Raw genomic sequence first — 25,173 nt, 5'->3', positions numbered from 1 at the left:
CCCTGCCGGCACCGCTCCTCCCCCGCTCACCCTCGAAAGGACTCCGTGCACTCCCGAACCACCGCCTCCACCGTCCTCCTGGGCGCTCTCGCGCTGGGCCTGGCCGCCTGCTCGACCGATGCCTCCGCGCCGGCCGCGGACGACACGGGCTCCGGCCACGGCGCCGTCGCGAACGCCGCCGAGCTCGCCGAGCCGCGCCTGGGGCTGACGTCGATCGACCCGTCGGGCGCCGTGTCGCACCTCGACCTCCTCGACGAGACGGTCACCGGCCTCGGCACCATCGGCGCACCGAGCGCGATGACGACCGACGGCCGCTACCTCTTCGCCCAGACCGATGCGGGCGTCGAGATCGTCGACAGCGGCGTGTGGACCTGGGACCACGTGGACCACTTCCACTACTACCGCGCGGACCCCCGCCTGATCGGCACGGTCGAGGGCTCCGGGACGGCCGTCGTCGCCACGACGAACCTCTCGACCACCGGCGGAACCGGACTCTTCTTCCCCGACTCCGGCGAGGCGGTCCTCCTCGACACCGAGGCACTGTCGAGGGGGGCGATCGTCGAGCGGTTCCGGAAGGACGTCGAGCCCGGACCCGGTATGGTCGTGCCCGTCGGCTCGTCCGCACTGGTGACCGAGGGGTCCGGATCCGGAGCGGCCGTCGCCGGCTACGACTCGGACGGCGAGCCGACGGGCCTCCGCGAGGCCTGCCCCGACCCCGCCGGGACGATCACCACCCGCGTCGGCGCCGTCATCGGCTGCTCCGACGGCGCACTCCTGGCGTCGATCGAGGACGAGGAGCTCGTCGTCGAGCGGATCCCCTACCCCGCCGGCACCACCGCGCCACCCGCCGCCTCCTTCGACAACCGCGAGGGCCGCCCCACGGTCGCCGGCCTCGCCGGGGACGCGGGCATCTGGCTCCTCGACACCCGGGAGCGCTCCTGGAGCCTCCTCCCCTCTCCCGCCCCGCTGGCGCAGGTCACCGCGGTGGACGACGCGGACGAGACCGTCCTCGCCCTCGCCGCCGACGGCCGCGTGCTGGTGCTCGACGGCTCCGACGGTGCGGTCCTCGCCGAGACCGCGCCACTCGTCGCGGACACGACCGCGGACGGCTCGCGGCCCGTCCTGATCGCCGACCAGCAGCGGGCCTACCTCAGCGCGCCCGCCGAGCGGAAGCTGCACGAGATCGACTACGCGGACGGCGCGCGCCTCGCCCGCACCTTCGAGACCGCCACCGAGCCGGCCTTCACGGCGGAGACGGGCCGATGAGGCGCGGCTGGGCCCTCGCCTCCGCCGCGGCGGTCCTGCTCCTGTCGGGCTGCACGTCCGCGGAGGAGGACGAGAGGCCCCTCGTCATCGTCTCCACCAACATCCTCGGCGACGTCGTGGGCGAGCTCGTCGGCGACGAGGCGCAGGTCGTCACGCTGATGAAGCCCGACGCCGACCCGCACTCCTTCGAGATCTCGGCGCAGGAGGCGGCGCGCCTGCGCTCCGCCGACCTCGTCGTCTCGAACGGGCTCGGACTCGAGGAGGGCCTGCAGCAGCACCTCGACGAGGCCTCCGGTGAGGACGTCCCCGCGTTCGTCGCCGGCGACGCCGTCGACGTCCTCGACTACAGCGAGGGCGACGCGGAGGGGAGCCCGGACTCGCACTTCTGGACGGACCCCGGCCGGATGATCGACGTCGTCGACGCCCTCGGGCCCGTGCTCGCCGCGCTCGACGGCGTCGATCCGGCCGCCGTCCGGGACCGGACGGCCGGCTACCGCGCCGAGCTCGAGCGGCTCGACTCCGAGATGGCCGCGGCGTTCGCCGCGATCCCGGCCGAGCGCCGCGCCCTCGTCACCAACCACCACGTCTTCGGGTACCTCGCCGACCGCTTCGACTTCGACGTCGTCGGCGCCGTCATCCCGGGAGGCACGACCCTCGCGGCGCCGTCCGCCTCCGACCTCGCCGATCTCGTCGACGCGGTCGAGCAGACCGGCGTCCCCACGATCTTCGCGGAGTCCTCGTCTCCCGACCGCCTGGTCCAGGCGCTGGCGAGCGAGGCCGACATCCGCGTGGAGGTGGTCGAGCTGTTCACGGAGTCCCTGACGGGGCCCGAGGGCGGCGCTCCCGACTACCTCGCCATGATGCGCGTCAACACGCAGCGCATCGCCACCGGGCTCTCCCCGTGAGCCCTCCGATCCACCACCAGGAAGAAGAAGCACCCATGCAGAATCCCCACGTCCGGCGGGCGGGCCTCGGCCTGATCGCCGCCTGCTCGATCACGGTCCTCGCGGCCTGCTCGTCGAGCTCGACCCCGGCCGCCGAGTCCTCGGCGTCCACCGCACCGGCCACCGAGGCCGCGGCGGCCGCCGGCGCCCGCGTCGCCGTCGCCTACGAGGGCGGCATCCTCGTCCTCGACGGCGAGACCCTCGAGACCGTCGCGGACATGGACTCCGAGGAGTTCACCCGCCTCAACCCCGCCGGCGACGACCGCCACGTCATGGTCACCATGAGCGAGGGGTTCCAGCTCCTCGACACCGCCGCCGGCACCGGCGGCGAGCCGGAGCTGACGGACATCGTCTTCCCCGCGGACACCCCGGGCCACGTCGTCCGGCACGCCGGGAAGACCGTCCTCTACGCCGACGGCACGAGCGACACGACCGTCCTCGAGACCGCCGACCTGGCGTCCTCGGACGGGATGCCCGAGACCGAGACCATCCCGGGAGTCGAGGCGCACCACGGCGTCTCGATCGTCCTCGAGGACGGCACCTTCCTCACCACGGTCGGTGACGCCGACGGGCGCAACGGCATCGAGGTGCGCGACGCCTCCGGCGCCGTGACGGCCACGAACGACCAGTGCCCCGGAGTCCACGGAGAGGGCACGGCCGAGAACGAGGTCGTCGTCTTCGGCTGCGAGAACGGCGCCCTGGTCTACGACGGCGGCGAGATCACGAAGCTCGAGGCTCCGGACCAGCCGTACGGCCGCATGGGCAACGCCTGGGTCAGCGAGACCAGCCCGATCATCGTCGGCGACTACAAGGACGACCGCGACGCCGAGGGCTACCTCCTGCACCGCGTGGCGCTGATCGACACCGAGGCGAAGACCCTCGACGTCGTCGACCTGCCCGAGGGCGTCGAGTACACCTTCCGCGGCGTCGCCCGCGGCCCCGACGACCTGGCGTACATGATCGCCTCGGACGGCGCGATCCACGTCCTCGACCCCGGGACCGGCGAGCTGACCGCCTCCTACCCCGTCGTCGACGCCTGGGAGAGCCCGGTCGAGTGGCAGGACCCGCACCCCGCGATCACGGTCGCCGGGGACATCGCCTACGTGACCGACCCGGCCGCCGACAGCATCCACGCCGTCGACCTCACCACGGGAGAGGTCGTCGCCACGGGCGAGCTCGACGTCACGCCGAACGAGATCGCCGTCGCCGCGAGCTGACCATCGGCACGGAGGAGGGGCGCGGGGCCGTGGGCTCCGCGCCCCTCCTGTTCACCTGGAGGGGCCAGGATCTCCGCATGACGACCGACTTCGATCTCGACCAGGTGGTGCGCGACGTGACCGCGAACGTGCGCAAGAAGTTCCCCGACCACTCCGAGGAGCAGGTCGCGCCGCTCGTGCGCGAGGAGCTCGCGGACCTGCAGGACCGGCCCGTGCAGGACTACCTGACGGTGCTCACGGAGCGAGCGGTCAAGCGCCGCCTCAAGCGCGAGGCGCGCGGGGAGTAGACCGGGTCAGGCGAGCGCCCGCTCGATCGACGCCCGCAGCGCCGGAGCCGGCCGGAGCGCACCCGCCTCCTCCGCTTCGAGGAGCGCCTGCGCGTCCGCCGGGCTGTGCTCGCGGTACCAGCGGTCGACCGGGACGCCGTGCCCGGGCCGGCTCAGGACCTCGACGGCGTCGCCCGCCTCCACCGATCCGCGGTGCAGCACCCGCAGGTACGCGCCGGTGCGCCCCTCGTCGGCGAAGCGCTTCACCCACTGGGGCTCTCCGAGGGCCCGCTGGAACGTCGCGCACGGCGTCCGCGGCATCGTCACCTCGACCTCGACCGCCTCGCCGATCCGCCAGCGCTCGCCGATCGCGGCTCCGCTCACGTCGAGGCCCGCGATCCGCAGGTTCTCGCCGAACATCCCCGCGGCAACCGGCCGCCCCAGGCGCTCCGCCCACCAGAGCGCGTCCTCGTCGGAGTAGGCGTAGAGCGCCTTGTCGAGGCCGCCGTGGTGCGCGCGATCGGCCTGCACGTCGCCGTAGAGGCCCAGGTCGCGCACTCCGACGGGACCCTCGACCGGCCGCTTGTCGATCGCGGTCACGCCGACCGTGCCGGAGTCGGGCAGGAGGCGGGCGACGCGGCACACGGCGAGCAGGCAGGGCATGCCGCCATGGTGCCAGCACTAGGCTCGCCGCGTGCGCGACGCGACCGCTCCTCCCCGGCTCGACCCCCTCCTCCTCGACGGCCTCGCCGAGGGGTACGCCGGGGACACGGGCGCCCGGGAGCACGCCGAAGGGCTGCGCTTCGCCGGCACCGACCTCACCGGCGCCGATCTCACCGCGGCCTCCTTCAGCGAGTGCGCGCTGGAGGGAGTGGTCCTGGACGGCGCCCAGCTGCGGGCCGCGTCGATCGCGGAGTCGCGGCTCGAGCGGCTGGACGTCCCCGGGCTCTCGGCGCCGCGGAGCCGGCTCCGATCCGTCGAGCTGCTCGCCTCGCGGCTGGGCTCGGCCGAGCTCTACGAGAGCACCTGGGAGCAGGTGCGCGTGGCCGACTGCAAGCTCGGCTACCTGAACCTCCGCGGCGCCGCGGTGCGCGACGTGCTGCTCGAGCGCTGCACGATCGACGAGCTCGACCTGGCGGGTGCGACCGGCACGCGGCTGCGCCTGGTCGACTGCGACGTCCGCTCCCTCGATCTCTCCCGGGCCCGGATCGAGCACCTCGATCTGCGCGGCGCCGAGCTGCACGTGCTCACCGGGCTGGACGGCCTCCGCGGCGCCACCCTCTCCGAGCTGCAGCTCAGCCTCCTGCTGCCGCTGTTCGCGGAGCACTTCGGGGTGCGGGTGGGCTGAGCCGCCGGTCCGCCTAGCGCCGGCGGGCGATCAGCCGCGTCAGAGCGCGGCGGCCGAGGAGGAACACGGCCAGCACGACGGCCGTCACGATCACGAAGCTCCACTGCACGCCCTGCCCGGAGGCGATCCGCAGGAGCATCCCGCCCGCGACGGTCACCGCCCAGACGACGAGCCCGGCGGGCACGATCCGGTCCGGGGAGCGCCACGAGCGCGTGACGACCCAGCCGAGCAGGAGCGCCGCCAGGAACGGCCAGAGCGTGGTGAGCAGGCCGATCAGCGCCGACCCCTCATCGTGGCTCCCGCGGCCGATCAGCACGAAGACCAGGACGAGCACGGCGTCGAGGGCGAAGCCGAGCCCCGCGTGCCGGGTCATGCGGGCTCCGTCACGAAGTCGATGAGCTGCTCGACCCGGCCCAGCAGCGCCGGCTCCAGGTCCTGGAAGGTCCGCACCCGGCCGAGGATGCGCTGCCAGGCGCGCGCGATGTCGGCCTGCTCCTCGTGCGGCCAGCCGAGCGCCTCGCAGATCCCGTGCTTCCACTCGGTGCCGCGCGGGATCTCGGGCCAGCGCTCCAGGCCGATCCGGCCGGGCTTCACGGCCTGCCAGACGTCGATGTAGGGGTGGCCGACGACGAGGACGTGGGCGCCGTGCGGACCGGCGGCGACCTGGTCGGCGATCCGAGACTCCTTCGAGCCGCGCACCAGGTGGTCGACGAGCACGCCGATGCGGCGCCCCGGACCGGGCCGGAACTCTCGCACCAGCTCGTCGAGGTTGTCGACGCCCTCGATGTACTCGACGACGACGCCCTCGACCCGCAGGTCGTGGCCCCAGACCTTCTCGACCAGCTCTGCGTCGTGCCGGCCCTCGACGTAGATGCGGCTGGGCAGGGCGACCCGCGCCTTCGCGTCGGCGACGTGGAAGGAGCCGGAGGCGGAGCGCGCGCGACCGAGGCCGGCGTCGCGCTTCAGCCCGGGCGCCTTGAGCGACACGGGCTTCCCCTCGAGGAGGAACCCGGGCCCCAGCGGGAACACGCGGACCTTGCCGAACCGGTCCTCCAGCCGCACCATCCGCAGCTCCACGCCGAGCACGGCGCCCACGAAGCCGGAGGCGACCTCCTCGACCACCAGATCGCGCTCGGCCTCGACCACCGCCACCTCGACCCTGCCGCGGGCGCGCCAGTCGCCGGCGAGCACGTCCTGCCCGTACCTGTCCTCGTCCATCGCACCGAGGGTAGCCGGAGGCGCGCGGGGCGCCGCGCGGACACGGCGCATGCACCTCTGCTTACATGAGCAGATGACCGAGGACCTCGAACCCGCCGCCGAGCTCTTCAAGGTGCTGTCCTCCTCCTCCCGGCTGCGCCTGCTCCGGGCCCTCGCCGAGGAGACGTCGACGGTCGGGCGGCTGGCCGAGGTGACCGGGCTCTCGCAGCCGCTGGTCTCGCAGCACCTGCGGATGCTCCGCACCGCCGGGCTGGTCGCGGTCGAGCGCGTGGGCCGCGAGGCGCACTACTCCGTCGCCGACACCCACGTCACGCACATCGTCGACGACGCCGTCCGGCACGCCCTGGAGGGGTGACCTCCGTCCTTGTCGGGAACGATGATCGCTCTCGATTAGGCGCATCCATTGCAATGCGTTTATGGATCTGGTCGACTGGAGCCCGTCGCGTCCGCGGCCCCCGCATCCGGAAAGGCAGCACCATGAGCACCACCGATCTCCACGCCGAGCACCCCGTCACCGAGCACGAGCACGGCGAGGGCTGCGGCCACCCGGCCGTGCAGCACGAGGATCACGTCGACTACGTCCACGGCACGCACCACCACGCCCTGCACGGCGACCACTACGACGAGCACGAGTCGGAGGCCGAGCACTCGACCGCCGACCACGAGCACGGCGACGCCTGCGGCCACGAGACCGTGCAGCACGACGACCACGTCGACTTCGTCCACGACGGCCACAAGCACGCCGCTCACGCCGGCCACTACGACGAGCACTGAGGCCGTGCGCGACGGGAGGGCTCGCACCCTCCCGTCGGCGCTCAGCCCTGACGGGCCTTGAAGCGCGGGTTCAGCTTGTTGATCACGAAGACGCGGCCGCGTCGGCGGACCACCTGCGAGCCGGGCTGCGCCTTCATCGACCTGAGGGAGTTGCGGACCTTCACGGATGCTCCTGTCGTTAATGAGAACTGTTATCGATAGAGTAGCGGCTCATGGATCCCCGCCACCCCGCACCCCCCGCACTCGCCGTCACCCTCGTGAGCGCGACCGAGCCCCACGACGCCGCGCGGACCGCCGCGCTCCTCGCCGGCAGGCCCGAGTCCCGGATCGACCTCGAGGTCGACCTGCCCGGCGCCGACGGCCCCGCCTTCGCGGAGGAGCTGCACCGGCGCCTCGCCGCCGACGCCGACGACGGTCACCGCGGTCACACCGTCGTCGCCCTCGACGCCGAGGCGGACCCGCTCGAGATCGGACTCGTCCTCGAGCACCTCTGCGCGCGGCGGCATCCGGCCGACACCCGCATCGCGATCCTCGACGTGGTCGCCGTGACGTCGACGGAGGAGATCCTGCGCGTGCTCTGCGGCGGCGCGGGCCCCTCCTTCGACTCGGCGGAGCGCCTCGCCGCCCGCCTGGAGTTCTCGAGCCTCATCGCCCTCGCCGAGCCCCTCTCCGACAGCGACCCCGAGCGGACCGCACTCGTCCGCGACCTCCTGCGAGCACTCGCCCCCACCGCCGATCTCCTCCCCGCCGGTGAGCTCCCGGCGGCGCCACGGAGGCTCCACCCCCGGCGCGCGCACGCGATCGCCTCCTCGATGGGCTGGCAGTGCGCCCTCAACGGGACCTCGCGGCGCCGCGCCTCGGGCACGACCGTCGAGGAGTTCGTGTTCCGCGATCCGCTGCCCTTCCACCCCGGCCGCCTGAGCACGGCGGTCCACGGGGAGCTGGTGGCGGAGAAGGTGGGCCGCATCCTCCGCTCCCGCGGCCTGGTGCGCCTGGCGACGCGCGCCGACCGGGTCGGCTCGTGGTCGGTCGCCGGCGACGTGCTGACGCTGGACCCGACCAGCCTGCTCAGCTGGGACGAGGACGCGCCTCTCGGCCAGGAGCTCGCCTTCTTCGGGACGGGCCTGGACACCGGGAGGCTGACCGCCGTCCTGCAGAGCTGCCTGCTCACCCCCGAGGAGCTGCTGGCCGGCCCCGCCGCCTGGGCGGAGTACGCGGACCCCTTCCCGCGCTGGGTGGACGAGCACCGGCACTGAGCCGGGCGTCCTTTGCCGCGCGGGACTCGACGAGCGCGACCCGGCCCCTGCGTCCGAGCGCCGCCCGCCCGCGCCAGCCGACCGTGCGCCGGGAGTGTGACGCGCGGAGGCTCCCTCCGGGCGGCGGGTGAGTAGGCTGACCGGACAGCACGTGCTCCGGGGTCGGTGGGAATTCCGAACCGGCGGTCACAGTCCGCGAGCCGCAGCCCCTCGAGAGGGGCGGCGGTTGACCTGGTGGAACTCCAGGACCGACGGTGAAAGTCCGGAGGAGAGGCAGCACGAGCGTCGCGCATCACCGCGCGATGCTGAGCGACGGTGCCCGCGCACCGTCGATCGAGACCCCGGAGTTCGGCGACGAACGGAAGAACCGGGAATGACGATCGACTACGAGCACGCGATGCGCCGGGCGCTGGCGCTCGCCGAGCGCGGGCCCGCCCGCGGACCCAACCCGCGCGTGGGCTGCGTGATCCTCGCGCCCGACGGCACCGTCCTCGGCGAGGGCTGGCACCACGGAGCCGGCACCGCGCACGCCGAGGTCGACGCCCTGTCGCACGTCGCGGCGGGCGCCGCCGAGGGCGCGACGGCCGTCGTCTCGCTCGAGCCGTGCGACCACACCGGGCGCACGGGTCCCTGCAGCCGCGCCCTGATCGAGGCGGGCGTCTCCCGCGTCGTCTACGCCGTGCCGGACCCGGGCGAGCGCTCGGCCGGCGGCGGTCGCACCCTCCGCGAGGCCGGCGTCGAGGTGATCGAGGGCGTGCTCGCCGAGGAGGGAGAGCAGTTCCTCCACCCGTGGCTCACCGCGACCCGCCTGCACCGCCCCTTCGTCACGCTCAAGTGGGCCTCGACCCTCGACGGCCGCACCGCGGCGGCGGACGGCAGCAGCCGCTGGATCACCGGAGCGGCGGCCCGGCAGCGCGTACACGAGCAGCGTGCCGCGCACGACGCGATCCTCGTCGGCACCGGGACCGTCCTCGCCGACGATCCCGCGCTCACCGCCCGCGGCGACGGAGGCGAGCTCCTCGCCCACCAGCCGGTGCCCGTCGTCGTCGGCACGCGCCCCGTGCCGCCAGGCGCCCGCCTGCACGAGCACCCCCGCGCCGCGATGGTCGAGCGCACCCGCGACCTCGCCGCGGTCCTCGCGCACCTCTACTCCGCCGAGATCCGCAGCGTCTATGTCGAGGCCGGGCCGACCCTCGCCTCCGCGCTCGTCGCCGCCGGACTGGTCGACGAGTACCTCGTGTTCCTCGCGCCGGCACTCCTCGGCGGCCCCCGCCTCGCGCTCGGCGACCTCGGCGTGGAGAGCATCGGCGGGGCCCGGCGCCTCTCCCTCCGCTCGGTCGAGATCCTCGGCGACGACCTCCTCGTGACCGCGCGCCCCGACGTCCTCCCCGCGGGCGGTGCCGGCACCCCGGCCCGCCTCCCCCACGCCCTGCAGATGGAGACCCACTGATGTTCACCGGAATCATCGAGGAGAAGGGCGTCGTGACCGCCGTCGAGGCGGGCGCCGACGCGATCCGCCTCAGCATCCGCGGGCCCCTCGCCGTCGAGGGCGTGCGGCACGGCGACTCGATCGCGGTCTCGGGCGTCTGCCTCACCGTGGTCGAGCACACCGACCAGGGCTTCACCGCCGACGTCATGGCGCAGACCCTGCGGATGTCGACCCTCGACACCGTGGGCGTCGGCGACCCCGTGAACCTCGAGCGCGCCGCGCTGGTCGGCGACCGGCTCGGCGGCCACATCGTCCAGGGCCACATCGACGGCACGGCGACGCTGCTCGCCATCGCACCGGGCGAGGCCTGGCGGGTGCTGCGGTTCTCGCTGCCGACCGGCATCGCTCCGCTCGTCGTCGACAAGGGCTCGATCGCGGTGGACGGCGTCTCGCTGACCGTCTCGGCGATCAGCCCCGCCGCCGAGCCGGAGCAGTGGTTCGAGGTCTCGCTGATCCCCGAGACGCTCGCCGTCACCACGCTGGGCGCGCGCGCGATCGGCGATCAGGTCAACATCGAGACCGACGTCCTGGCCCGCCACGTCGAGCGGATGCTCGCCCTGCGCTCGATCGCGGAGGCCCGCTCATGAGCCTCGCCACCATCCCCGAGGCCGTCGAGGCACTGCGCGCCGGGCGCCCGATCATCGTCGCGGACGACGAGGGCCGCGAGAACGAGGGCGACGTCATCGTCTCGGCCCAGCTCGCCAGCCAGGAGACGATCGCCTGGATGGTCCGCCACTCCTCCGGGTTCATCTGCGCGCCGATGACCAACGAGATCGCCGACCGCCTCGCCCTGCCGCTGATGGTGGTCGAGAACGAGGACCCGCGCGGCACCGCCTACACGCTGTCCGTCGACGCGGCCGACCGGCTCTCCACCGGCATCAGCGCCTCCGACCGCGCGCACACCCTCCGCGTGCTGGCCGACCCCGAGGCGACCCCCTCCCGCCTGAACCGCCCCGGCCACATCCTGCCGCTGCGCGCCGTCGACGGCGGCGTGCGCGAGCGCGACGGGCACACGGAGGCGGCCGTCGACCTGATGAAGCTCGCCGGCCTGTACCCCGTGGGCGCGATCTCCGAGATCGTCGCCGAGGACGGCGAGATGATGCGGCTGCCCGGCCTGATCGCCCTCGGCGAGCGCGAGGGCGTGCCGGTGACCACGGTCGCGGCCCTCATCGCGTACCTGCAGGAGTTCCACTGCGACGCGGAGGTGCCCGTCACGGTCGCGGTCCCGGAGAGCGCGCGGGTGAGCTTCGAGGTCGAGACCACGGTGCCGACCACCCACGGCCCGTTCCGCATCCGCGCCTACCGCGACCGGCAGACCGGAGCGGATCACGTCGCGATCCTCGCGGGAGAGGTCGCCGCGGGGCGGCCCGCCCTGGTGCGCGTGCACTCCGAGTGCCTGACCGGCGAGGCGTTCGGCTCGCTGAAGTGCGAGTGCGGACCCCAGCTCGACGCCGCCCTCGACACGATCCAGCGGGACGGCGGCGTCGTCGTCTACCTCCGCGGGCACGAGGGCCGGGGCATCGGCCTGATCAACAAGCTGCGCGCCTACCGCCTGCAGGAGGACGGCCTCGACACCCTCGACGCGAACCTCGCCCTCGGGCTCCCCGCCGACGCGCGGGACTACGGAGCGGCGGTCGGGATCCTCGAGGACCTCGGCCTCACCGAGGTGCGCCTGCTCACCAACAACCCCGAGAAGGTCCGCCAGCTCACCGACCGCGGCATCGTCGTCGCCGAGCGCGTGCCGCTCGTCGTCGGAGTCGGCGCCTTCAACGAGGGCTACCTCGAGACCAAGCGCGACCGCATGGGCCACACCCTCGACAGCGTCCTCGACCACGACCCCCTCGACGCCGGGATCTCCGGCCTCGCCCTCGACGCCGGGATCGCCGGCGCCACCACGAAGGAGTAGCAATGGCCGGTAGCGGCGCCCCCACCACCTCCCCTCTCGACGGCGCGGGACTGCGCGTCGTCGTCATCGCGGGCACCTGGCACGAGCAGATCAGCGACGGTCTGATCGCCGGAGCGGGCCGAGCCCTCGACGAGGCCGGAGCGTCCTGGTCGCTCGTGCGCGTGCCCGGCTCGTTCGAGCTGCCCGTCGCCTCGAAGGCGGCCCTGGAGGCGGGGGCCGACGCGGTCGTCGCCCTCGGCGTGATCATCCGCGGCGGCACCCCGCACTTCGAGTACGTCTCGGACGCCGCCACCTCCGGGCTCACCACCGTCTCGATCCTGACCGGCAAGCCGGTCGGCTTCGGCGTGCTCACCTTGGACACCGAGCAGCAGGGCATCGATCGCGCGGGCCTTCCCGGCTCGAAGGAGGACAAGGGGCGCGAGGCGGCCGAGGCGGCGGTCTCGACCGCTCTGCTCCTCCGCTCGCTGCGCGGCTGAACCACTGCGGGCGGCTCCCGTCCTGGGGCCGCCCGCACACGAACCTGGGAGAACACGGAGTAAAGTGGACGGGTCGTCACGAGCGACCCCTCTCTCCTCCCCCTCGCCACAGCGGCCCGCGACGCCCGATCGACGCCCCGCCCCGCCGGCTCGGGGGGAGCCGCCGTCCACACGGAGCCCCTCCCTCATGTCTTCTCCCGCCGTCTCCGACGCGCCAGCAGCCGCCCCGCAGAACTCCCGCGGCCGCGTCATCCTCGCCAGCCTCATCGGCACGTCGATCGAGTTCTACGACTTCTACGCCTACGCGACCGCCGCCGTCCTGGTCTTCCCGTCGCTCTTCTTCGTCAACGAGGACCCGGCCACGGCCCTCCTCGCCTCCTTCGCCGTCTTCGGCGTCGCGTTCATCGCGCGCCCGATCGGGTCGATCATCTTCGGCCACTTCGGCGACCGCGTCGGCCGCAAGGGCACCCTCGTCGCCTCGCTGCTCACCATGGGCGTCGCGACCTTCCTGATCGGCTGCCTGCCCACCGCGCTCACGCCCGGCTGGGAGTTCCTCGCTCCGTTCCTGCTCGTGGTGATGCGCTTCTGCCAGGGCCTCGGCCTCGGCGGCGAGTGGTCCGGAGCCGCGCTGCTCGCGACCGAGAACGCACCGGCCGGCAAGCGCGCCATCTACGGCACCTTCCCGCAGCTGGGCGCACCGATCGGCTTCATCGTCGCCAACGTCCTGTTCCTGGTGCTCGCGAGCACGATGAGCGACGAGACGTTCGCGGCCTGGGGCTGGCGCGTGCCGTTCCTGGCGAGCGCCGTGCTCGTGATCATCGGGCTCTACGTGCGGTTCAAGCTCGTCGAGACGCCGGCGTTCCAGAAGGTCGTCGAGAAGGGCGAGGTCGCCAAGCTGCCCCTCGCCCGCGTCTTCGTCACCAGCTGGCGCCCGCTCATCCTGGGCACCTTCATCATGCTGGCGACCTACGTGCTCTTCTACCTGATGACCACGTTCACGCTGACCTACGGCACCTCGCCCGTCGACGGCGCGGTTCCGGGCCTCGGCTACACGCGCAACGACTTCCTCGTCATGCTGATCGTCGGCGTGGTGTTCTTCGGGATCTTCACGCTCGTCTCCGGCCCGCTCGCGGAGCGCTTCGGCCGCCGGCGGACGCTGCTCGTGGTGACCGCGGCGATCCTCGTGTTCGGCCTGCTCTTCGTGCCCCTGTTCAGCGCCGGCTTCGCGGGCGTCATGGCCGTCCTGATCCTCGGCTTCACGCTGATGGGCCTGACCTTCGGCCCGATGGGCGCCGTCCTCCCCGAGCTGTTCCCGACCAACGTCCGCTACACCGGCTCGGCGATGGCGTACAACCTCGCATCGATCCTCGGAGCGGCCCTCGCGCCGATCATCGCGGTCGCGCTCTGGAGGGCGGCGGGCGGCAGCACCGTGCTGGTCGGCCTCTACCTCAGCGCCGCGGCCGTGCTGACGCTGATCGCGCTCCTGCTCTCCAAGGAGACGAAGAACGCGTCGTACCACGACAACGTGTCGTAGGACTCCCTGCAGAGGACGGCCCGTCGGGATCCCCCGGCGGGCCGTCCGCGTCTCCGCCGCCTCCCTGAGCACCGGGCCCGCCCTCTGGCGGCCTGCTCGCAGCGACGACGGGGCAGAATGGACGGCGATGAGCACCACCACCTCCCGGCGCGGCGGACGACGACCCTCCCGCGACGACGGACCCCGCGCCTCCTTCTCGCAGCTCGTGCCCTACCTGCTCGAGCACCGCGGCATCCTCTCGGTCGTCGTGGTCCTCAGTCTGTTCGGAGCGGCGGCGAGCCTCGGCCAGCCCCTGCTCGTCGGCCAGGTCATCACCCGGGTCCAGTCCGGTCTCGATCTCGGCCCGCTCGTCTGGGCCCTCGTCGGCCTGGTCGTGGCCTCCGGGCTCATCTCGGGCTTCGCGCACTACCTGCTCCAGCGCACCGGCGAGGGGATCGTGCTCTCGAGCCGCCGCCGCCTCGTCGCACGGCTGCTGCGCCTCCCCATCCGGGAGTTCGACGCGCGCCGCACCGGCGACCTCGTCTCCCGCGTCGGCTCCGACTCCACGCTCCTGCGCGCCGTGCTGACCCAGGGGCTCGTCGACTCGATCGCGGGCTCCCTCGTCTTCGTCGGCGCGATCATCGCGATGGCCGTCATCGACTGGGTGCTGCTGCTGATCATCGTGGCGGTGGTGGCGGTGGCCCTCGGGCTCGCGCTGACCCTCGGCCGCGGCATCCGCACCGCCAGCCGCAAGGCGCAGGAGAAGGTCGGCGATCTGGCCGCGGCCGTCGAGCGCGCCATCAGCGCCGTCCGGACGATCCGTGCCGCCGGAGCCACCGACCGTGAGATCGCGGTCGTCGACCAGCACGCGACGGAGGCGTACCGCCTCGGGATCCGCGTCGCACACGTCTCGGCCCTCGTGGTGCCGGTGGCCGGGATCGCCATGCAGGTCGCCTTCCTCGCCGTCCTCGGCGTCGGCGGCTACCGCGTCGCGTCCGGCGCGATCGACATCGCCCAGCTGGTCTCGTTCATCCTCTTCCTCTTCATGATGGTGATGCCGCTCGGCAACTTCATCGGCGCCATCACCTCGGTGAACTCGGCGCTGGGCGCCCTCGGCCGCATCCAGGAGATCATCGACCTGCCGATCGAGGGCGACGGCGACGCCTCCGCGGGCGGCCTCGGCGCCGGCGTGGCGGAGGAGGCCATCTCCTTCGAGGACGTGGTGTTCTCCTACGAGGAGGGCGCCGTGCCCGACGCGGCGGCCGTGGCGGACGAGCGCGACCGCACCGTCCTGCGCGGCGTCTCCTTCACCGTGCCGCGCGGCAAGCGCACCGCCCTGGTCGGGCCGTCGGGAGCGGGCAAGAGCACGATCCTCGCCCTCATCGAGCGGTTCTACGACCCGGAGGCCGGCGTCGTCCGACTCGGCGGTGTCGACATCACGGCCATCGACCGCGACGCGCTCCGCGCGCAGATCGGCTACGTCGAGCAGGACGCCCCCGTCCTGGCCGGCACCATCCGCGAGAACCTCGTCCTCGGCCGCCCCGACGCCGACGACGCCGACTGCCTCCGGGTGCTCGAGGCGGTGAACCTGACCGACGTGCTCGAGCGCAACCCGCTCGGCCTGCACGCGCCGGTGGGCGAGAGCGGAGTGATGCTCTCGGGCGGTGAGCGTCAGCGCCTCGCGATCGGCCGCGCGCTCCTGGCGGCCCCGCCGATCCTGCTGCTGGACGAGTCCACGTCGAGCCTCGACGGCCTCAACGAGCAGCGCCTGCGCCTGGCGATCGACGCGGTCGCCGAGAACCGGACCCTGCTGGTGATCGCGCACCGCCTGTCGACGGTGGTCGACTCCGACCGCATCGTCGTGCTGCAGAAGGGCGAGGTCGTGGGAGTCGGCACCCACTCCGAGCTCGTCGAGTCGACGCCGCTCTACCGGGACCTCGCCAAGCACCAGCTGCTCGTCTGACGGACGCCGCAGCGGCGTCTCGCGACCGCCGCCGCCTCATGCCGGTCGACCAGCCGCGCAGCGGCGTGTCGAGCGCCCGCACGTCTCGACCGGCAGCCTGCGCCCGCTCGTCCCTCAGCGCGGCGGCAGCCGCAGGGCCCCGTCGAGCCGGATGGTCTCGCCGTTGATCATGGGGTTCTCGACGATGTGCCGCACCAGGGCCGCGAACTCCTCGGGGCGTCCGAGGCGGGCCGGATGCGGCGTCGCCGAGCCGAGCGCCTCGCGGGCCTTGTCCGGCAGCCCGGCGAGCAGGGGCGTGTCGAACGTGCCCGGTGCGATCGACACCACACGCACGAGCCGGGCCGCGAGCTCGCGCGCGAGCGGCAGGGTCATCGCCGCCACGGCTCCCTTCGACGCGGCGTAGGCCGCTTGCCCGATCTGCCCCTCGAAGGCGGCGACGGAGGCGGTCGTCACCAGGACTCCCCGCTCCCCGTCGACCGGCTCCCGCTCGGCGATCGACGCCGCGGCGAGGCGCAGCACGTTGAGCGTCCCGGTCGTGTTGATCCGCAGCACCCGCTCGAACTGCTCGAGCGGCAGCGGCCCGTCGCGTCCGAGCAGCCGCCCGGGTGTGGCCACGCCTGCACAGCTCACGGCGACGCGCAGCTCCCCCGCCGCCGCCACGGCGCGCGAGACGGCGTCCGGATCGAGGACGTCCCCGGCGATCAGCTGCACGGAGGCGGGCAGACGCGCGGCCTCCACCGCGTGCGGCAGATCGAGCACGACCACGTGCGCTCCTGCGGCGTCGAGCGCCGTCGCCGTCGCGGCTCCCAGTCCGGACGCTCCCCCCGCGATCAGCGCGGACGTCCCCTCGAGTCGCATGGTCAGCCCGCCGGAGCGGGGGTGGAGTCGGCGTCGGGATCGTCGGTCGGCTCGCTGCCGGGCTCCCCCGTCGGATCACTGCTCGGCTCTCCGGACGCGAGCGCCTGCGCCGAGCAGTCGGTCAGGGTGGCGTCGTAGGCGTCACGGGCGCGCTGCGCCGCCAGGCGGACCTCCTCCTCCGCGAGCGGGCTCGCGAGCGGCGGCCGGTCGCTCAGGCCGTAGCGGGCGAGGCAGTCGCTGATCAGTCGGGTCATGCGCGCTCCGCTCTCGGCATCGGCTGTGCCGGTGGGCGCCGGGGCAGCGGTAGCGACGGAGCCCGAGTCGCGCACGGACCCGTCCGGCACCTCCGCAGCGGGACCGGAGCAGGCGGTGAGGCTCAGTGCGAGCGCGACTCCGACGAGCAGCGCGACGGGCGGGCGGAGCGTCGTGCGCAGGAGCATGGACGACCTCGTTCGTGACGGCTGCGGGCGGGAGTGCGGCCACGGTAGCGCAGTCGATGCTTCCGGCGAGCGCTGGGCGCGCTCTCACGCCCCAGTGGCACCCCCAACGGGGCACAGGCGCGCCTGTCAGGAGGGCTCGGCGAGCGCCCACATCGCGACCGCCGACGCCGCAGCGACGTTGAGCGAGTCGATCCCGTGCCGCATCGGGATCTGGACGGCGACATCGGCGGCGGCGAGCGCGTCGGCGGTGAGACCCTGCCCCTCGGTGCCGAGCACGAGGGCGACGCGCTCCGGAGCGCGGGCGGTGAAGTCCCGCAGGGGCACCGCCTCCGGGGTCAGAGCCATCGCCGCGATCGTGAAGCCCGCTCCGTGCAGGAGCCGCTGCGTCGAGGGCCAGTCGCCGACGCGCGTCCAGGGCACCTGGAGGACCGTTCCCATGCTCACGCGGATGGCGCGGCGGTAGTACGGATCGGAGCAGCGCGGCGTCACCAGCACGGCATCGGCTCCGATGGCCCCGACGGAGCGGAAGATCGCGCCGACGTTCGTCGGGTCGACCACGTCCTCGAGCACGACGACGCGGCGCGCTCCCGCGAGCAGGCCGGCCGGGTCGGGCAGCACGGGCCGGTCCATCGCCGCGATCAGGCCGCGGTGCAGGGTGTACCCGGTGAGCTCGGCCAGGAGCTCACCCGGGCCCGTGAGGACGGGGACGTCGAAGCGGCCGACCAGGCGCTCGGCCTCGCCGGCCGACCCGCCGAGGGCGAGCACCGAGCGCGGCCGGTGCCCGGCGGCGATCGCGCGCTCGAGCACGAGCGCCGACTCCGCGATGTACAGGCCGTGCGGGCCGCGGGCGTTCTTCAGCGCGACGTCGGTCGCGTGCGCGTAGTCGCGCAGCCGCGGGTCGTCGAGCGCGGTGACCTCGATCCGCTCCACCGGATCAGGCGAAGGGGTCGGGGGTGAGCGTGTACTTGGTGCTGAGGTACTCGTGGATCCCCTCGAGTCCGCCCTCGCGGCCGAGGCCCGACTGCTTCACCCCGCCGAAGGGCGCCGCCGCGTTCGACACCACGCCGACGTTGAGGCCCATCATTCCGGTGGCGAGCCGCTCGATCATCCGCTGACCGCGGGCGAGGTCGCGCGTGAAGACGTAGGACACCAGTCCGTACTCGGTGTCGTTGGCGAGCGCGACGGCGTCGTCCTCGTCGGTGAACGGCACGATCGCGAGGACCGGGCCGAAGATCTCGGTGCGCAGGATCTCGCTCTCCCGGTCGACCCCCGCGAGCACGGTCGGCCGGTAGAAGTGGCCCGCCCCCTCGATCCGATCGCCGCCGGTGAGCAGGCGCGCGCCGCGGGAGACGGCGTCCTCCACCAGCGCGGACGCCTTCTCGACCGCGCGCTCGTCGATCAGCGGGCCGATGGTCACTCCGTCCTCGGTGCCGCGGCCGACGCGCAGAGCGCGCACGCGCCCCACGATCCGCGCCGCGAACTCCTCGGCGATCGACTCGTGCACGAAGAAGCGGTTGGCGGCCGTGCAGGCCTGGCCGATGTTGCGGAACTTCGCGAGCATCGCGCCCTCGACCGCCCGGTCGAGGTCGGCGTCCTCGAACACGACGAAGGGCGCGTTGCCGCCCAGCTCCATCGAGGTCCGCAGCACGTTCTCGGAGGCCTGCTGCAGCAGCGTGCGCCCAACGGGCGTGGAGCCGGTGAAGGACACCTTCCGCAGGCGGGGATCCGACAGGATCGGAGCCGACACGGCTCCCGCCGAGGACGTGGTGACCACGTTGAGCACGCCGTCGGGGAGCCCCGCCTCGGCGAGCAGTGCCGCGAAGGCGAGCGTGGTGAGCGGAGTGAGCTCGGCCGGCTTCACGACGACGGTGCAGCCCGCCGCCAGCGCCGGAGCGATCTTCCGCGTCGCCATCGCGAGCGGGAAGTTCCAGGGGGTGATGAGGTAGCAGGGGCCCACCGGGTGCTGCGAGACGATCATCCGGCCGCTGCCCTCGGGCGAGACTCCGTAGCGTCCGCTGATGCGCACCGCCTCCTCGCTGAACCAGCGGAGGAATTCGCCGCCGTACACGACCTCGCCCCTCGCCTCCGCGACCGGCTTGCCCATCTCGAGCGCCATCAGGAGCGCGAACTCCTCGGTGCGCTCCTGCAGGAGGTCGAACGCCCGCCGGAGGATCTCGCCCCGCTTCCGCGGCGCCGTCGCGGCCCACGACGGACCGGCGGCGACGGCGGCGTCGAGCGCCCGGACCCCGTCCTCCGGAGTCGCGTCGGCGATCGAGACCAGGACCGCTCCGGTAGCCGGGTCCTCGACGTCGATCGAGCCGCCGCCTGAGGCGTCCACCCACTCACCGCCGATCAGCAGCTGCGTGGGGATGCGGGCGAGCAGAGCGGTCTCGGCGGCGCGGGACGCGACGGAATCAGTCACAGGAGGGAACCACTTCTTCGGATCGGAGCGCGCAGACCGCGCCAGGAGGAGCTTCTCGTCGTCCCAGTGTAGGACGGGCGATCGCTCCGGGGGCGGGGTCGCCGGGAGCCGCGAGGACCTGCGCCTCCCTGAGCCCTGTGGAGGGACGAGCCCTCAGACGGACCGCTCGACGCGGACTCCCGCCTCCGTGAGCTCTCGCAGCGCCGCGGCACTCGCCTCCTCGGAGACGCCCGCGACCAGGTCCTCGAGCACGCGGACCTCGAGCCCCGCCCGTCGCGCGTCGAGTGCCGAGGCGCGCACGCAGTGGTCGGTCGCGAGTCCCACGACGTCGAGCGCTGTGACGCCCCGCTCCGCGAGCACGGCGCCGAGCTCCTCGCCCGCCTCCGTCGTGCCCTCGAAGGCCGAGTAGGAGGGGCGGCCCTGCCCCTTGAGGATCTGCACGTCGATCCGAGCGGTGTCCAGGGCCGGGTGGAACCGCGCGCCGTCCGTGCCGGCGACGCAGTGGACGGGCCAGCTGTCGACGAAGTCCGGCTCCACCGCGAAGTGGCCGCCGTTGTCGGAGTCGCCCTCGTGCCAGTCGCGGGAGGCCAGCACCGCGGAGTACCGGTCGGCGTGCGCCGCCAGATGCGCGGTGATGCCCTGGGCGACGGCCGCGCCGCCTGTGACGGCGAGCGCGCCGCCCTCGGTGAAGTCGTTCTGCACGTCGACGATCAGGAGTGCGGTGGTCATCGTGGGCCTTCCGGGAGGAGGTGGAGAGGAGGAGCGGGCGGCCGACCCGTCCGGGTCAGGAGTCGGAGAGCGAGGATCCGCAGCGGTAGACGCCCGTCACGAGGGCGTCGATCGCGGTCTTCGCCGAGTCGGAGACGTCGCCGAGAGCGTAGACCGCGAAGGTCAGCTCGGTGCCGTCCGCCGCGGTGACCACGCCGGCCAGGGTGTAGCCGGTGTCGATCCAGCCCGTCTTCGCCCGCACCGCGCCGTCGGCCGCGGCGTTGTCGCCGGCGAAGCGGTCGGAGTAGGAGAGCGAGCCCGTCCGGCCCGACACCGGCAGGCCGTCCAGGAGGATCCCCAGCTGCCCCTCGCGGGCCTGCACCTTCCGGAGCAGCTCGGTGAAGTACGCCGGCGCGACCGCGTTGTCGTCGCTCAGACCGGAGCCGTCGACGATCGCGATCCCGGACGTGTCGACACCGTAACCGGCGAGCCCCTGCAGCACACCGGCCTGCTCGGCAGCGAAGTCGCTGCCCGCGCCGGTGCGGATCGCGACGAGCCGCGCGAGCATCTCGGCGATCGCATTGTCGGAGACGAGCAGCATCTGCTGCACGAGCGTGCCGACCGGGGCCGACTCGACCGAGCCGAGAACCGCGGCGCCCGCGGGAGCGGTCCCGGTGGAGACCACGGGCGAGCCGTCCAGCTCGTCGGCGAACGCCTCTCCGGCCCGGCCGACCGGATCCGTGCCGCGCTCGGAGGTCGAGGCCGTGGGGTCCTCGCGATCGCCGTCCACCTGGAGCGCCGTGATCTCTGGCATGTAGCCGTCGACCTGCTCCTTGCGGTTCCAGCTCGGCTGCCAGGTCTCGCCCGAGTAGAGGGAGGAGTCGAGCACCAGCGACGTGATCGGCGTCCCGGCGGTGGAGGGGTCGGCCTCCCAGGCGCTCTCGACCTGCGCCGCGAGGTCGTCGAGGTGGGCCGCTCCGGCGTAGGTCGACTCCCGGCCGGTCGGGAGCCGGGTCAGGGTGAGGTCTCCCCCGCCGACAAGGACGACGCTCCCGGGTTCGCTCCCCCGGACCACGGTGGTGGCGATCCGCGTGTCCGGGCCGAGGACCGCGAGCGCCGACGCGGCCGTGAGGATCTTGAGGGCGGAGGCGGTGCGGGACGCGGTCCCGCCCCCGCGGTCGAACAGGACCTCGCCCGTCGCGGCGTCGACCACACGCGCCTGCATCGAGCCGAGGCGCGGGTCGGCGGCGAGCCCCGCCACCGAGCAGGTGCGGAGCGCCTCGGCCGCCGCTTCGGCGGTCGGCCGCGCCGTGGCCGTCGGCGTCGGTGCGGGAGTCGCGGTGGCGGTCGGGGTCGAGACGACGGGCAGCGCCCCGGGCTCCGCGGCGCTGCCGAGGGCCGTCCCCACGCCGAAGGCGCCGCCACCGAGCACGGCGGCCGCGAGCACCGCGGCGACCACGAGAGTGCGGCGACGGCGGGGAGGAGGCGTGTCGGTCATCCGCAACAGGGTAGCGACGCGAGTTCGACGCGACCTGGACGTCGCGGATGAGGCCGGGAACTCGCGGATCCGGCCGGGACGTCGCGGATGACGGGAGAGGGAGCCGCCTGTGGGAATCGAACCCACGACCTTCTCATTACGAGTGAGACGCTCTGCCGACTGAGCTAAGGCGGCGTGCACGCGGGGCCTGAGCCCCGGACACGATTACACAGCATAGCCTGCTCGCGCCCCCGGGCGTGAATCAGGACGGCGCGGTCGAGCAGAGGCTCCGCGACGGCGGCGGCGACCGCCTCGCTCGGCTCAGGCGAGCGCGCCGCGGAGCTCCTCGAAGGAGCGGGCGATGCGTCCGGGCAGGGCCTCCCGGCCGTCGTGATCGACCCAGGCCGCCCAGGCGTGGCGGACGGCGGCGAGCCCGAGGAGCGTCAGCATCCGCGCCCGGCTGCGCACCCGCTCCGCGTCGTCGTCCTCCTGGCCGAGACGCTCGGCGACGAGCCCCTCGACCGCAAGCTCGAACTCGCGCATGCCCGCGATCTTCAGACCGACCAGATGCGGGTGCTCGCGGAAGAGCGCGCGGCGGAGGACGTGCAGCTCCCGGTCCTCCTCGAGCGGCTCCTCCATCGCGGCGACGAAGACCCTCTGCAGGTCCTCGAGCACGGCGCCCCGGCCCGCGACGAACGCCGCCGCCGTCTCGTCGGCGATGACCGGGAGCCCGCCGACCAGCGCGTCCTCCTTCGAGGCGAAGTAGTTGAAGAAGGTGCGCGTGGAGACGTCGGCGGCGCGCGAGACGTCGTCGATGGTCACGCGCTCCGGCCCGCGCTCGCTAGCGAGGCGGAGGACGGCGATCTCGATCGCCCGCCGCGTGGCCAGGCGCTTGCGCTCGCGGAGCCCGGGCTGCTGCTCGCGGGACCGCTCCTGCTCGGTCAGCACTGCGGGTCCACCTCCGGGACGGTCCCCTCGAGCAGGTACGCGTCGACCGCGTCGTTCACGCAGGACGTCGACTTGTTGTAGGCCGTGTGGCCCTCGCCGTCGTAGGTGACCAGGTGACCGGCGGAGAGCTCGCCCGCGAGCGCCTGCGCCCACACGTAGGGCGTCGCGGGATCGTTCGTGGTGCCCACGACCAGGATGGGCGCCGAGCCCTCCGCGGTGATCGGCTCGCGGGAGCCCTCGAACGCCGCCGGCCACTCGCTGCAGAGGATGTCGCCGTAGGCCATGTAGCGGCCGATCGTCGGCGCGGCCTGCTCGAGAGCGGCCTCGTCGGCGCGCATCGAGGCGGTGTCGGCGTCGTAGGAGTAGTCGACGCAGTTGATCGCGAGGAACGCCTCGGTGGTGTTGTCCGCGTACCGGCCGTCCGCGTCGCGCCCGTTGTAGGCGTCCGCGTACTGGAACGCGACCGCGGGGTCGCCCCGGCGGACGCCGGCCAGCATCTCGCTCAGCGCTCCCCACGCCGTGGCGTCGTAGAGCGGGTAGACGATCGCGGTGAACAGCGTGCTCGCGCCGAGCTCACGGCCGTCGGCGGCCCGGATCGGCGAGGCGTCCACGTCCTCGAGCATGCGCTTCAGCTGGGCCATCCCCGCGTCGACGGTGCCGGTGAACGGGCAGTCGTCCGAGCGGAGGCAGTCGGCGAGGTAGGCGCGCAGTGCGCTCTCGAACCCCTTCGCCTGCTCGCGCACCACGTCGAACGAGGTGGCCGCCGGATCGATCGCGCCGTCGAGGACGAGGCGGCCGACCCGGTCCGGGAACAGCCCGGCGTAGGTCGCTCCGAGGAACGTGCCGTAGGAGTAGCCGAGGTAGTGCAGCGTCTCATCGCCGAGCGCCGCGCGCAGCACGTCGAGATCACGGGCGGCGCTCGGGGTGCCGACCTCGGGCAGCAGCGGCCCGCTGCGCTCCTGGCAGGCGGCGGCGAACGCAGCGGCGGACGTGCGCTGCGCCTGGATCCACTCGTCGCTGCCCCGCTCCCCGGGCGTGATGTCGTAGAGGTAGGAGTCGAGGCCCGCGGCGTCGAGGCAGGAGACCGCGGTGGAGGCGCCCACTCCGCGCGGATCGAAGCCGACGACGTCGTACCGGGCGGCGAGCGCGGTGTCGACCGCGTAGTCGGCGCTGTCGCGGATGAAGTCGACGCCCGACGCTCCCGGTCCGCCCGGGTTCACGAGCAGGGAGCCGATCGCCGGTCCCTTCGTCGCGGGTCGGCGCACCAGGGCGATCGACGCCGTCTCCCCCGAGGGGTCGTCCCAGTCGAGCGGGACTGTCGCGTCGGTGCAGAGAGCGCCGTCGCCGCAGTCGTCCCAGACCAGCACCTGCGAGTAGTAGCGCTCCAGGGAGTCGTCGACGGTCTGCGGATAGGGGGTGGAGTTCCGGTCGACGCTCGGGCCGGGCGCGAAGCAGCCGGTCAGGAGGGACGCGGCCGCGGCGAGCGCGACGACGGCGGCCGACCGGCGCCCCCGCCTCACGCGGCCACCGGGCGGCGCGCCGCGACGACGAGCAGCGCCTCGAGAGCGAGGACCGGGGAGACGTTCGCGTCGATCCGCTGCCGGGCGGTCGCGATCGCGTCGAGGACGGCGAGCGTGCGGTCGGGCGGAGTCGCGTCGGCGAGCGCGGTCATCTCGGTCCGGACCTCCTCGTTGATGACGCCGCCGGGCGCTCCGAGCTGGAGGCGCACCACGTCGCGGTAGAGGGAGAGCAGGTCGACGAGGATCCGGTCGAGGCCGTCGCGGAGGCTCCGCGTCGCGCGTCGCTTCTGATCCTCCTCGAGCGCCCGCAGCTGCGAGCGGAGCTGCGCGGGCACGGTGCCCCCGGGCTCGACGCCGAGCGAGCGCAGCGCCTGCTGCCGCTCGGCCTCGTCGCGCTCGAGGGTGATCGCCTTGGCGTCCTCGGTCGCGACCTCGATCATCCGGGCAGCGCCGAGCACCGCGTCCGAGACGCCGCGGAGGCGCAGGGCGATGCGGAGCGTCTCCTCGCGGCGCTCGCGCGCGTTCGCGTCGGTCGCCAGGCGGTGCGCCATCCCGATGTGGCTCTGAGCCTGGCGGGCGGCGCGCTCGGCGGTCTCGGGGTCGACCCCGTCGCGGCGCTCGAGGAGCCCGGCGACGTCCTCGACGCTCGGCACGCGGAGCCGCACGGAGCGGACGCGGGAGCGGATGGTGGGGAGCAGATCGGCCTCGCTCGGGGCGCACAGGATCCAGACCGTGCGCTCCGGCGGCTCTTCGAGCGCCTTCAGCAGCACGTTGGACGTGCGCTCGCTCATCCGGTCGGCGTCCTCGATGACCATGACGCGGTAGCGCGACACCGAGGGCGAGTACTGCGAGCTGCTGACCAGCCGCCGCACCTCGTCGATCGAGATGATCACGCGCTCGGTCGTCAGCACGGCGAGGTCGGGATGGGAGCGGGCGGCGACCTGGCGGCAGTCGGGGCACTCCCCGCAGCCGCCGTGGCGGCAGAGCAGTGCGGAGGCGAACGCGTAGGCGAGGTTCGAGCGGCCGGACCCGGGAGGGCCGGTGATGAGCCAGGAGTGCGTCATCGACGACGACTCCCGGCCACGGTCGTCCCGGGGCGTCGAGGCGTCCTGCAGGGCGCCGATGGCGTGCTCCTGCCCGACGAGCTGGCTCCAGACGGTCATG

General features: G+C 73.7%; 27 protein-coding genes, 1 tRNA gene and 1 riboswitch. Of the genes, 14 read left to right on the top strand and 14 right to left on the bottom strand.

The window, feature by feature from the left end; genetic code table 11:
• The first annotated feature begins 45 nt into the window (after positions 1 to 45).
• The 4 genes from GSU40_RS05115 (at position 46) to GSU40_RS05100 (ending at position 3,714) form a co-directional block, all read left to right on the top strand.
• Complete coding sequence (locus GSU40_RS05115; protein ID WP_160033946.1) at positions 46 to 1,266, top strand: ABC transporter; 1,221 nt, start codon at positions 46 to 48, stop codon at positions 1,264 to 1,266.
• On the top strand, positions 1,263 to 2,171 hold the full coding sequence (gene aztC / locus GSU40_RS05110; protein ID WP_160033944.1) for a zinc ABC transporter substrate-binding protein AztC: 909 nt from the start codon (positions 1,263 to 1,265) through the stop codon (positions 2,169 to 2,171). Before GSU40_RS05115 ends, aztC begins: the two co-directional genes overlap by 4 nt.
• Positions 2,172 to 2,206: 35 nt before the next feature.
• Positions 2,207 to 3,427 (top strand): zinc metallochaperone AztD, encoded by a 1,221-nt coding sequence (aztD, locus tag GSU40_RS05105; protein WP_160033942.1) that lies wholly within the window; start codon positions 2,207 to 2,209, stop codon positions 3,425 to 3,427.
• A 77-nt stretch (positions 3,428 to 3,504) separates the two neighbouring features.
• Positions 3,505 to 3,714, top strand: a complete 210-nt coding sequence (locus GSU40_RS05100; protein WP_104262881.1) for a hypothetical protein — start codon at positions 3,505 to 3,507, stop codon at positions 3,712 to 3,714.
• Positions 3,715 to 3,720: 6 nt separating this feature from the next.
• Here GSU40_RS05100 and GSU40_RS05095 read toward each other — a convergent pair whose 3' ends face one another.
• Positions 3,721 to 4,356, bottom strand: coding sequence for an MOSC domain-containing protein (locus tag GSU40_RS05095; protein WP_160033940.1), 636 nt, complete (start codon positions 4,354 to 4,356; stop codon positions 3,721 to 3,723).
• 31 nt (positions 4,357 to 4,387) lie between these two features.
• Between GSU40_RS05095 and GSU40_RS05090 the strand changes: the two genes are divergently transcribed.
• Positions 4,388 to 5,041, top strand: a complete 654-nt coding sequence (locus GSU40_RS05090; protein WP_104237705.1) for a pentapeptide repeat-containing protein — start codon at positions 4,388 to 4,390, stop codon at positions 5,039 to 5,041.
• A gap of 13 nt (positions 5,042 to 5,054) precedes the next feature.
• Here the strand turns inward: GSU40_RS05090 and GSU40_RS05085 are convergent, their stop codons facing one another.
• Together GSU40_RS05085 and GSU40_RS05080 are read right to left on the bottom strand one after the other, a co-directional pair.
• Positions 5,055 to 5,414 carry a DUF3054 domain-containing protein gene (locus tag GSU40_RS05085; RefSeq protein ID WP_104250613.1) on the bottom strand — a complete coding sequence of 120 codons (360 nt, stop codon included), beginning with the start codon at positions 5,412 to 5,414 and terminating at the stop codon, positions 5,055 to 5,057.
• Positions 5,411 to 6,259 (bottom strand): DUF3097 domain-containing protein, encoded by an 849-nt coding sequence (locus GSU40_RS05080; RefSeq protein ID WP_104233716.1) that lies wholly within the window; start codon positions 6,257 to 6,259, stop codon positions 5,411 to 5,413. Before GSU40_RS05080 ends, GSU40_RS05085 begins: the two co-directional genes overlap by 4 nt.
• 73 nt (positions 6,260 to 6,332) lie before the next feature.
• Between GSU40_RS05080 and GSU40_RS05075 the strand changes: the two genes are divergently transcribed.
• Together GSU40_RS05075 and GSU40_RS17050 are read left to right on the top strand one after the other, a co-directional pair.
• Positions 6,333 to 6,614: a metalloregulator ArsR/SmtB family transcription factor gene (locus GSU40_RS05075; RefSeq protein ID WP_104222235.1), complete on the top strand. Its 282-nt coding sequence runs from the start codon at positions 6,333 to 6,335 to the stop codon at positions 6,612 to 6,614.
• Positions 6,615 to 6,736: 122 nt separating this feature from the next.
• A complete protein-coding gene (locus GSU40_RS17050) occupies positions 6,737 to 7,033 on the top strand; it encodes a hypothetical protein (protein WP_104222233.1) in 297 nt (98 codons plus the stop codon).
• Between the two features lie 41 nt (positions 7,034 to 7,074).
• Here the strand turns inward: GSU40_RS17050 and ykgO are convergent, their stop codons facing one another.
• A complete protein-coding gene (ykgO, locus tag GSU40_RS05065) occupies positions 7,075 to 7,197 on the bottom strand; it encodes a type B 50S ribosomal protein L36 (protein WP_104226896.1) in 123 nt (40 codons plus the stop codon).
• A 48-nt stretch (positions 7,198 to 7,245) separates the two neighbouring features.
• On the opposite strand from ykgO, the gene GSU40_RS05060 reads away from it, so the two are divergent.
• From GSU40_RS05060 to GSU40_RS05030, 7 genes are all read left to right on the top strand, one after another.
• Positions 7,246 to 8,289: a GTP-binding protein gene (locus GSU40_RS05060; protein WP_160033938.1), complete on the top strand. Its 1,044-nt coding sequence runs from the start codon at positions 7,246 to 7,248 to the stop codon at positions 8,287 to 8,289.
• A 149-nt stretch (positions 8,290 to 8,438) separates the two neighbouring features.
• Positions 8,439 to 8,571, top strand: a riboswitch (FMN riboswitch).
• A gap of 91 nt (positions 8,572 to 8,662) precedes the next feature.
• Positions 8,663 to 9,739 carry a bifunctional diaminohydroxyphosphoribosylaminopyrimidine deaminase/5-amino-6-(5-phosphoribosylamino)uracil reductase RibD gene (ribD, locus tag GSU40_RS05055; RefSeq protein WP_244229601.1) on the top strand — a complete coding sequence of 359 codons (1,077 nt, stop codon included), beginning with the start codon at positions 8,663 to 8,665 and terminating at the stop codon, positions 9,737 to 9,739.
• On the top strand, positions 9,739 to 10,365 hold the full coding sequence (locus GSU40_RS05050) for a riboflavin synthase (RefSeq protein ID WP_104233719.1): 627 nt from the start codon (positions 9,739 to 9,741) through the stop codon (positions 10,363 to 10,365). Before ribD ends, GSU40_RS05050 begins: the two co-directional genes overlap by 1 nt.
• Positions 10,362 to 11,684: a GTP cyclohydrolase II gene (gene ribA, locus GSU40_RS05045; protein ID WP_104222225.1), complete on the top strand. Its 1,323-nt coding sequence runs from the start codon at positions 10,362 to 10,364 to the stop codon at positions 11,682 to 11,684. Before GSU40_RS05050 ends, ribA begins: the two co-directional genes overlap by 4 nt.
• Positions 11,685 to 11,686: 2 nt before the next feature.
• Positions 11,687 to 12,160 carry a 6,7-dimethyl-8-ribityllumazine synthase gene (ribH, locus tag GSU40_RS05040; protein ID WP_104292283.1) on the top strand — a complete coding sequence of 158 codons (474 nt, stop codon included), beginning with the start codon at positions 11,687 to 11,689 and terminating at the stop codon, positions 12,158 to 12,160.
• Between the two features lie 187 nt (positions 12,161 to 12,347).
• Positions 12,348 to 13,694 carry an MFS transporter gene (locus GSU40_RS05035; RefSeq protein WP_104222221.1) on the top strand — a complete coding sequence of 449 codons (1,347 nt, stop codon included), beginning with the start codon at positions 12,348 to 12,350 and terminating at the stop codon, positions 13,692 to 13,694.
• A gap of 127 nt (positions 13,695 to 13,821) precedes the next feature.
• A complete protein-coding gene (locus tag GSU40_RS05030) occupies positions 13,822 to 15,636 on the top strand; it encodes an ABC transporter ATP-binding protein (RefSeq protein WP_104233721.1) in 1,815 nt (604 codons plus the stop codon).
• Between the two features lie 114 nt (positions 15,637 to 15,750).
• Here GSU40_RS05030 and GSU40_RS05025 read toward each other — a convergent pair whose 3' ends face one another.
• The 10 genes from GSU40_RS05025 to GSU40_RS04980 all read right to left on the bottom strand — a co-directional run bounded on the left by GSU40_RS05025 (position 15,751) and on the right by GSU40_RS04980 (position 25,172).
• Positions 15,751 to 16,494 carry an SDR family NAD(P)-dependent oxidoreductase gene (locus GSU40_RS05025; RefSeq protein ID WP_160033936.1) on the bottom strand — a complete coding sequence of 248 codons (744 nt, stop codon included), beginning with the start codon at positions 16,492 to 16,494 and terminating at the stop codon, positions 15,751 to 15,753.
• A 2-nt stretch (positions 16,495 to 16,496) separates the two neighbouring features.
• Positions 16,497 to 16,934, bottom strand: a complete 438-nt coding sequence (locus GSU40_RS05020; RefSeq protein ID WP_160033934.1) for a hypothetical protein — start codon at positions 16,932 to 16,934, stop codon at positions 16,497 to 16,499.
• 126 nt (positions 16,935 to 17,060) lie between these two features.
• Positions 17,061 to 17,864, bottom strand: coding sequence for an RNA methyltransferase (locus GSU40_RS05015; RefSeq protein WP_160033932.1), 804 nt, complete (start codon positions 17,862 to 17,864; stop codon positions 17,061 to 17,063).
• A 4-nt stretch (positions 17,865 to 17,868) separates the two neighbouring features.
• The gene (locus GSU40_RS05010) at positions 17,869 to 19,356 is read right to left on the bottom strand and encodes an NAD-dependent succinate-semialdehyde dehydrogenase (RefSeq protein WP_160033930.1); all 1,488 of its coding nucleotides are present in this window, start codon (positions 19,354 to 19,356) and stop codon (positions 17,869 to 17,871) included.
• 153 nt (positions 19,357 to 19,509) lie between these two features.
• Positions 19,510 to 20,085 carry a nicotinamidase gene (locus tag GSU40_RS05005; protein WP_160033928.1) on the bottom strand — a complete coding sequence of 192 codons (576 nt, stop codon included), beginning with the start codon at positions 20,083 to 20,085 and terminating at the stop codon, positions 19,510 to 19,512.
• 55 nt (positions 20,086 to 20,140) lie between these two features.
• Positions 20,141 to 21,562 (bottom strand): D-alanyl-D-alanine carboxypeptidase/D-alanyl-D-alanine-endopeptidase, encoded by a 1,422-nt coding sequence (dacB, locus tag GSU40_RS05000; RefSeq protein ID WP_160033926.1) that lies wholly within the window; start codon positions 21,560 to 21,562, stop codon positions 20,141 to 20,143.
• A gap of 101 nt (positions 21,563 to 21,663) precedes the next feature.
• Positions 21,664 to 21,736 (bottom strand) — tRNA-Thr (locus GSU40_RS04995).
• Between the two features lie 126 nt (positions 21,737 to 21,862).
• Complete coding sequence (locus GSU40_RS16905; protein ID WP_181027157.1) at positions 21,863 to 22,489, bottom strand: TetR/AcrR family transcriptional regulator; 627 nt, start codon at positions 22,487 to 22,489, stop codon at positions 21,863 to 21,865.
• Complete coding sequence (locus GSU40_RS04985) at positions 22,483 to 24,009, bottom strand: alpha/beta hydrolase (protein WP_160033924.1); 1,527 nt, start codon at positions 24,007 to 24,009, stop codon at positions 22,483 to 22,485. Before GSU40_RS04985 ends, GSU40_RS16905 begins: the two co-directional genes overlap by 7 nt.
• Positions 24,006 to 25,172, bottom strand: coding sequence for a DNA polymerase III subunit delta' (locus tag GSU40_RS04980; RefSeq protein ID WP_104222203.1), 1,167 nt, complete (start codon positions 25,170 to 25,172; stop codon positions 24,006 to 24,008). The genes GSU40_RS04985 and GSU40_RS04980 overlap by 4 nt, the downstream gene beginning before the upstream one ends.
• Position 25,173 lies beyond the last annotated feature (1 nt).

It is taken from the genome of Rathayibacter sp. VKM Ac-2805 (assembly GCF_009834265.1).
Classification (GTDB): Bacteria; Actinomycetota; Actinomycetes; order Actinomycetales; family Microbacteriaceae; genus Rathayibacter.
Note: the sequence above shows the minus strand (reverse complement) of the source record. Positions and strands in the feature narration are given on the sequence as shown.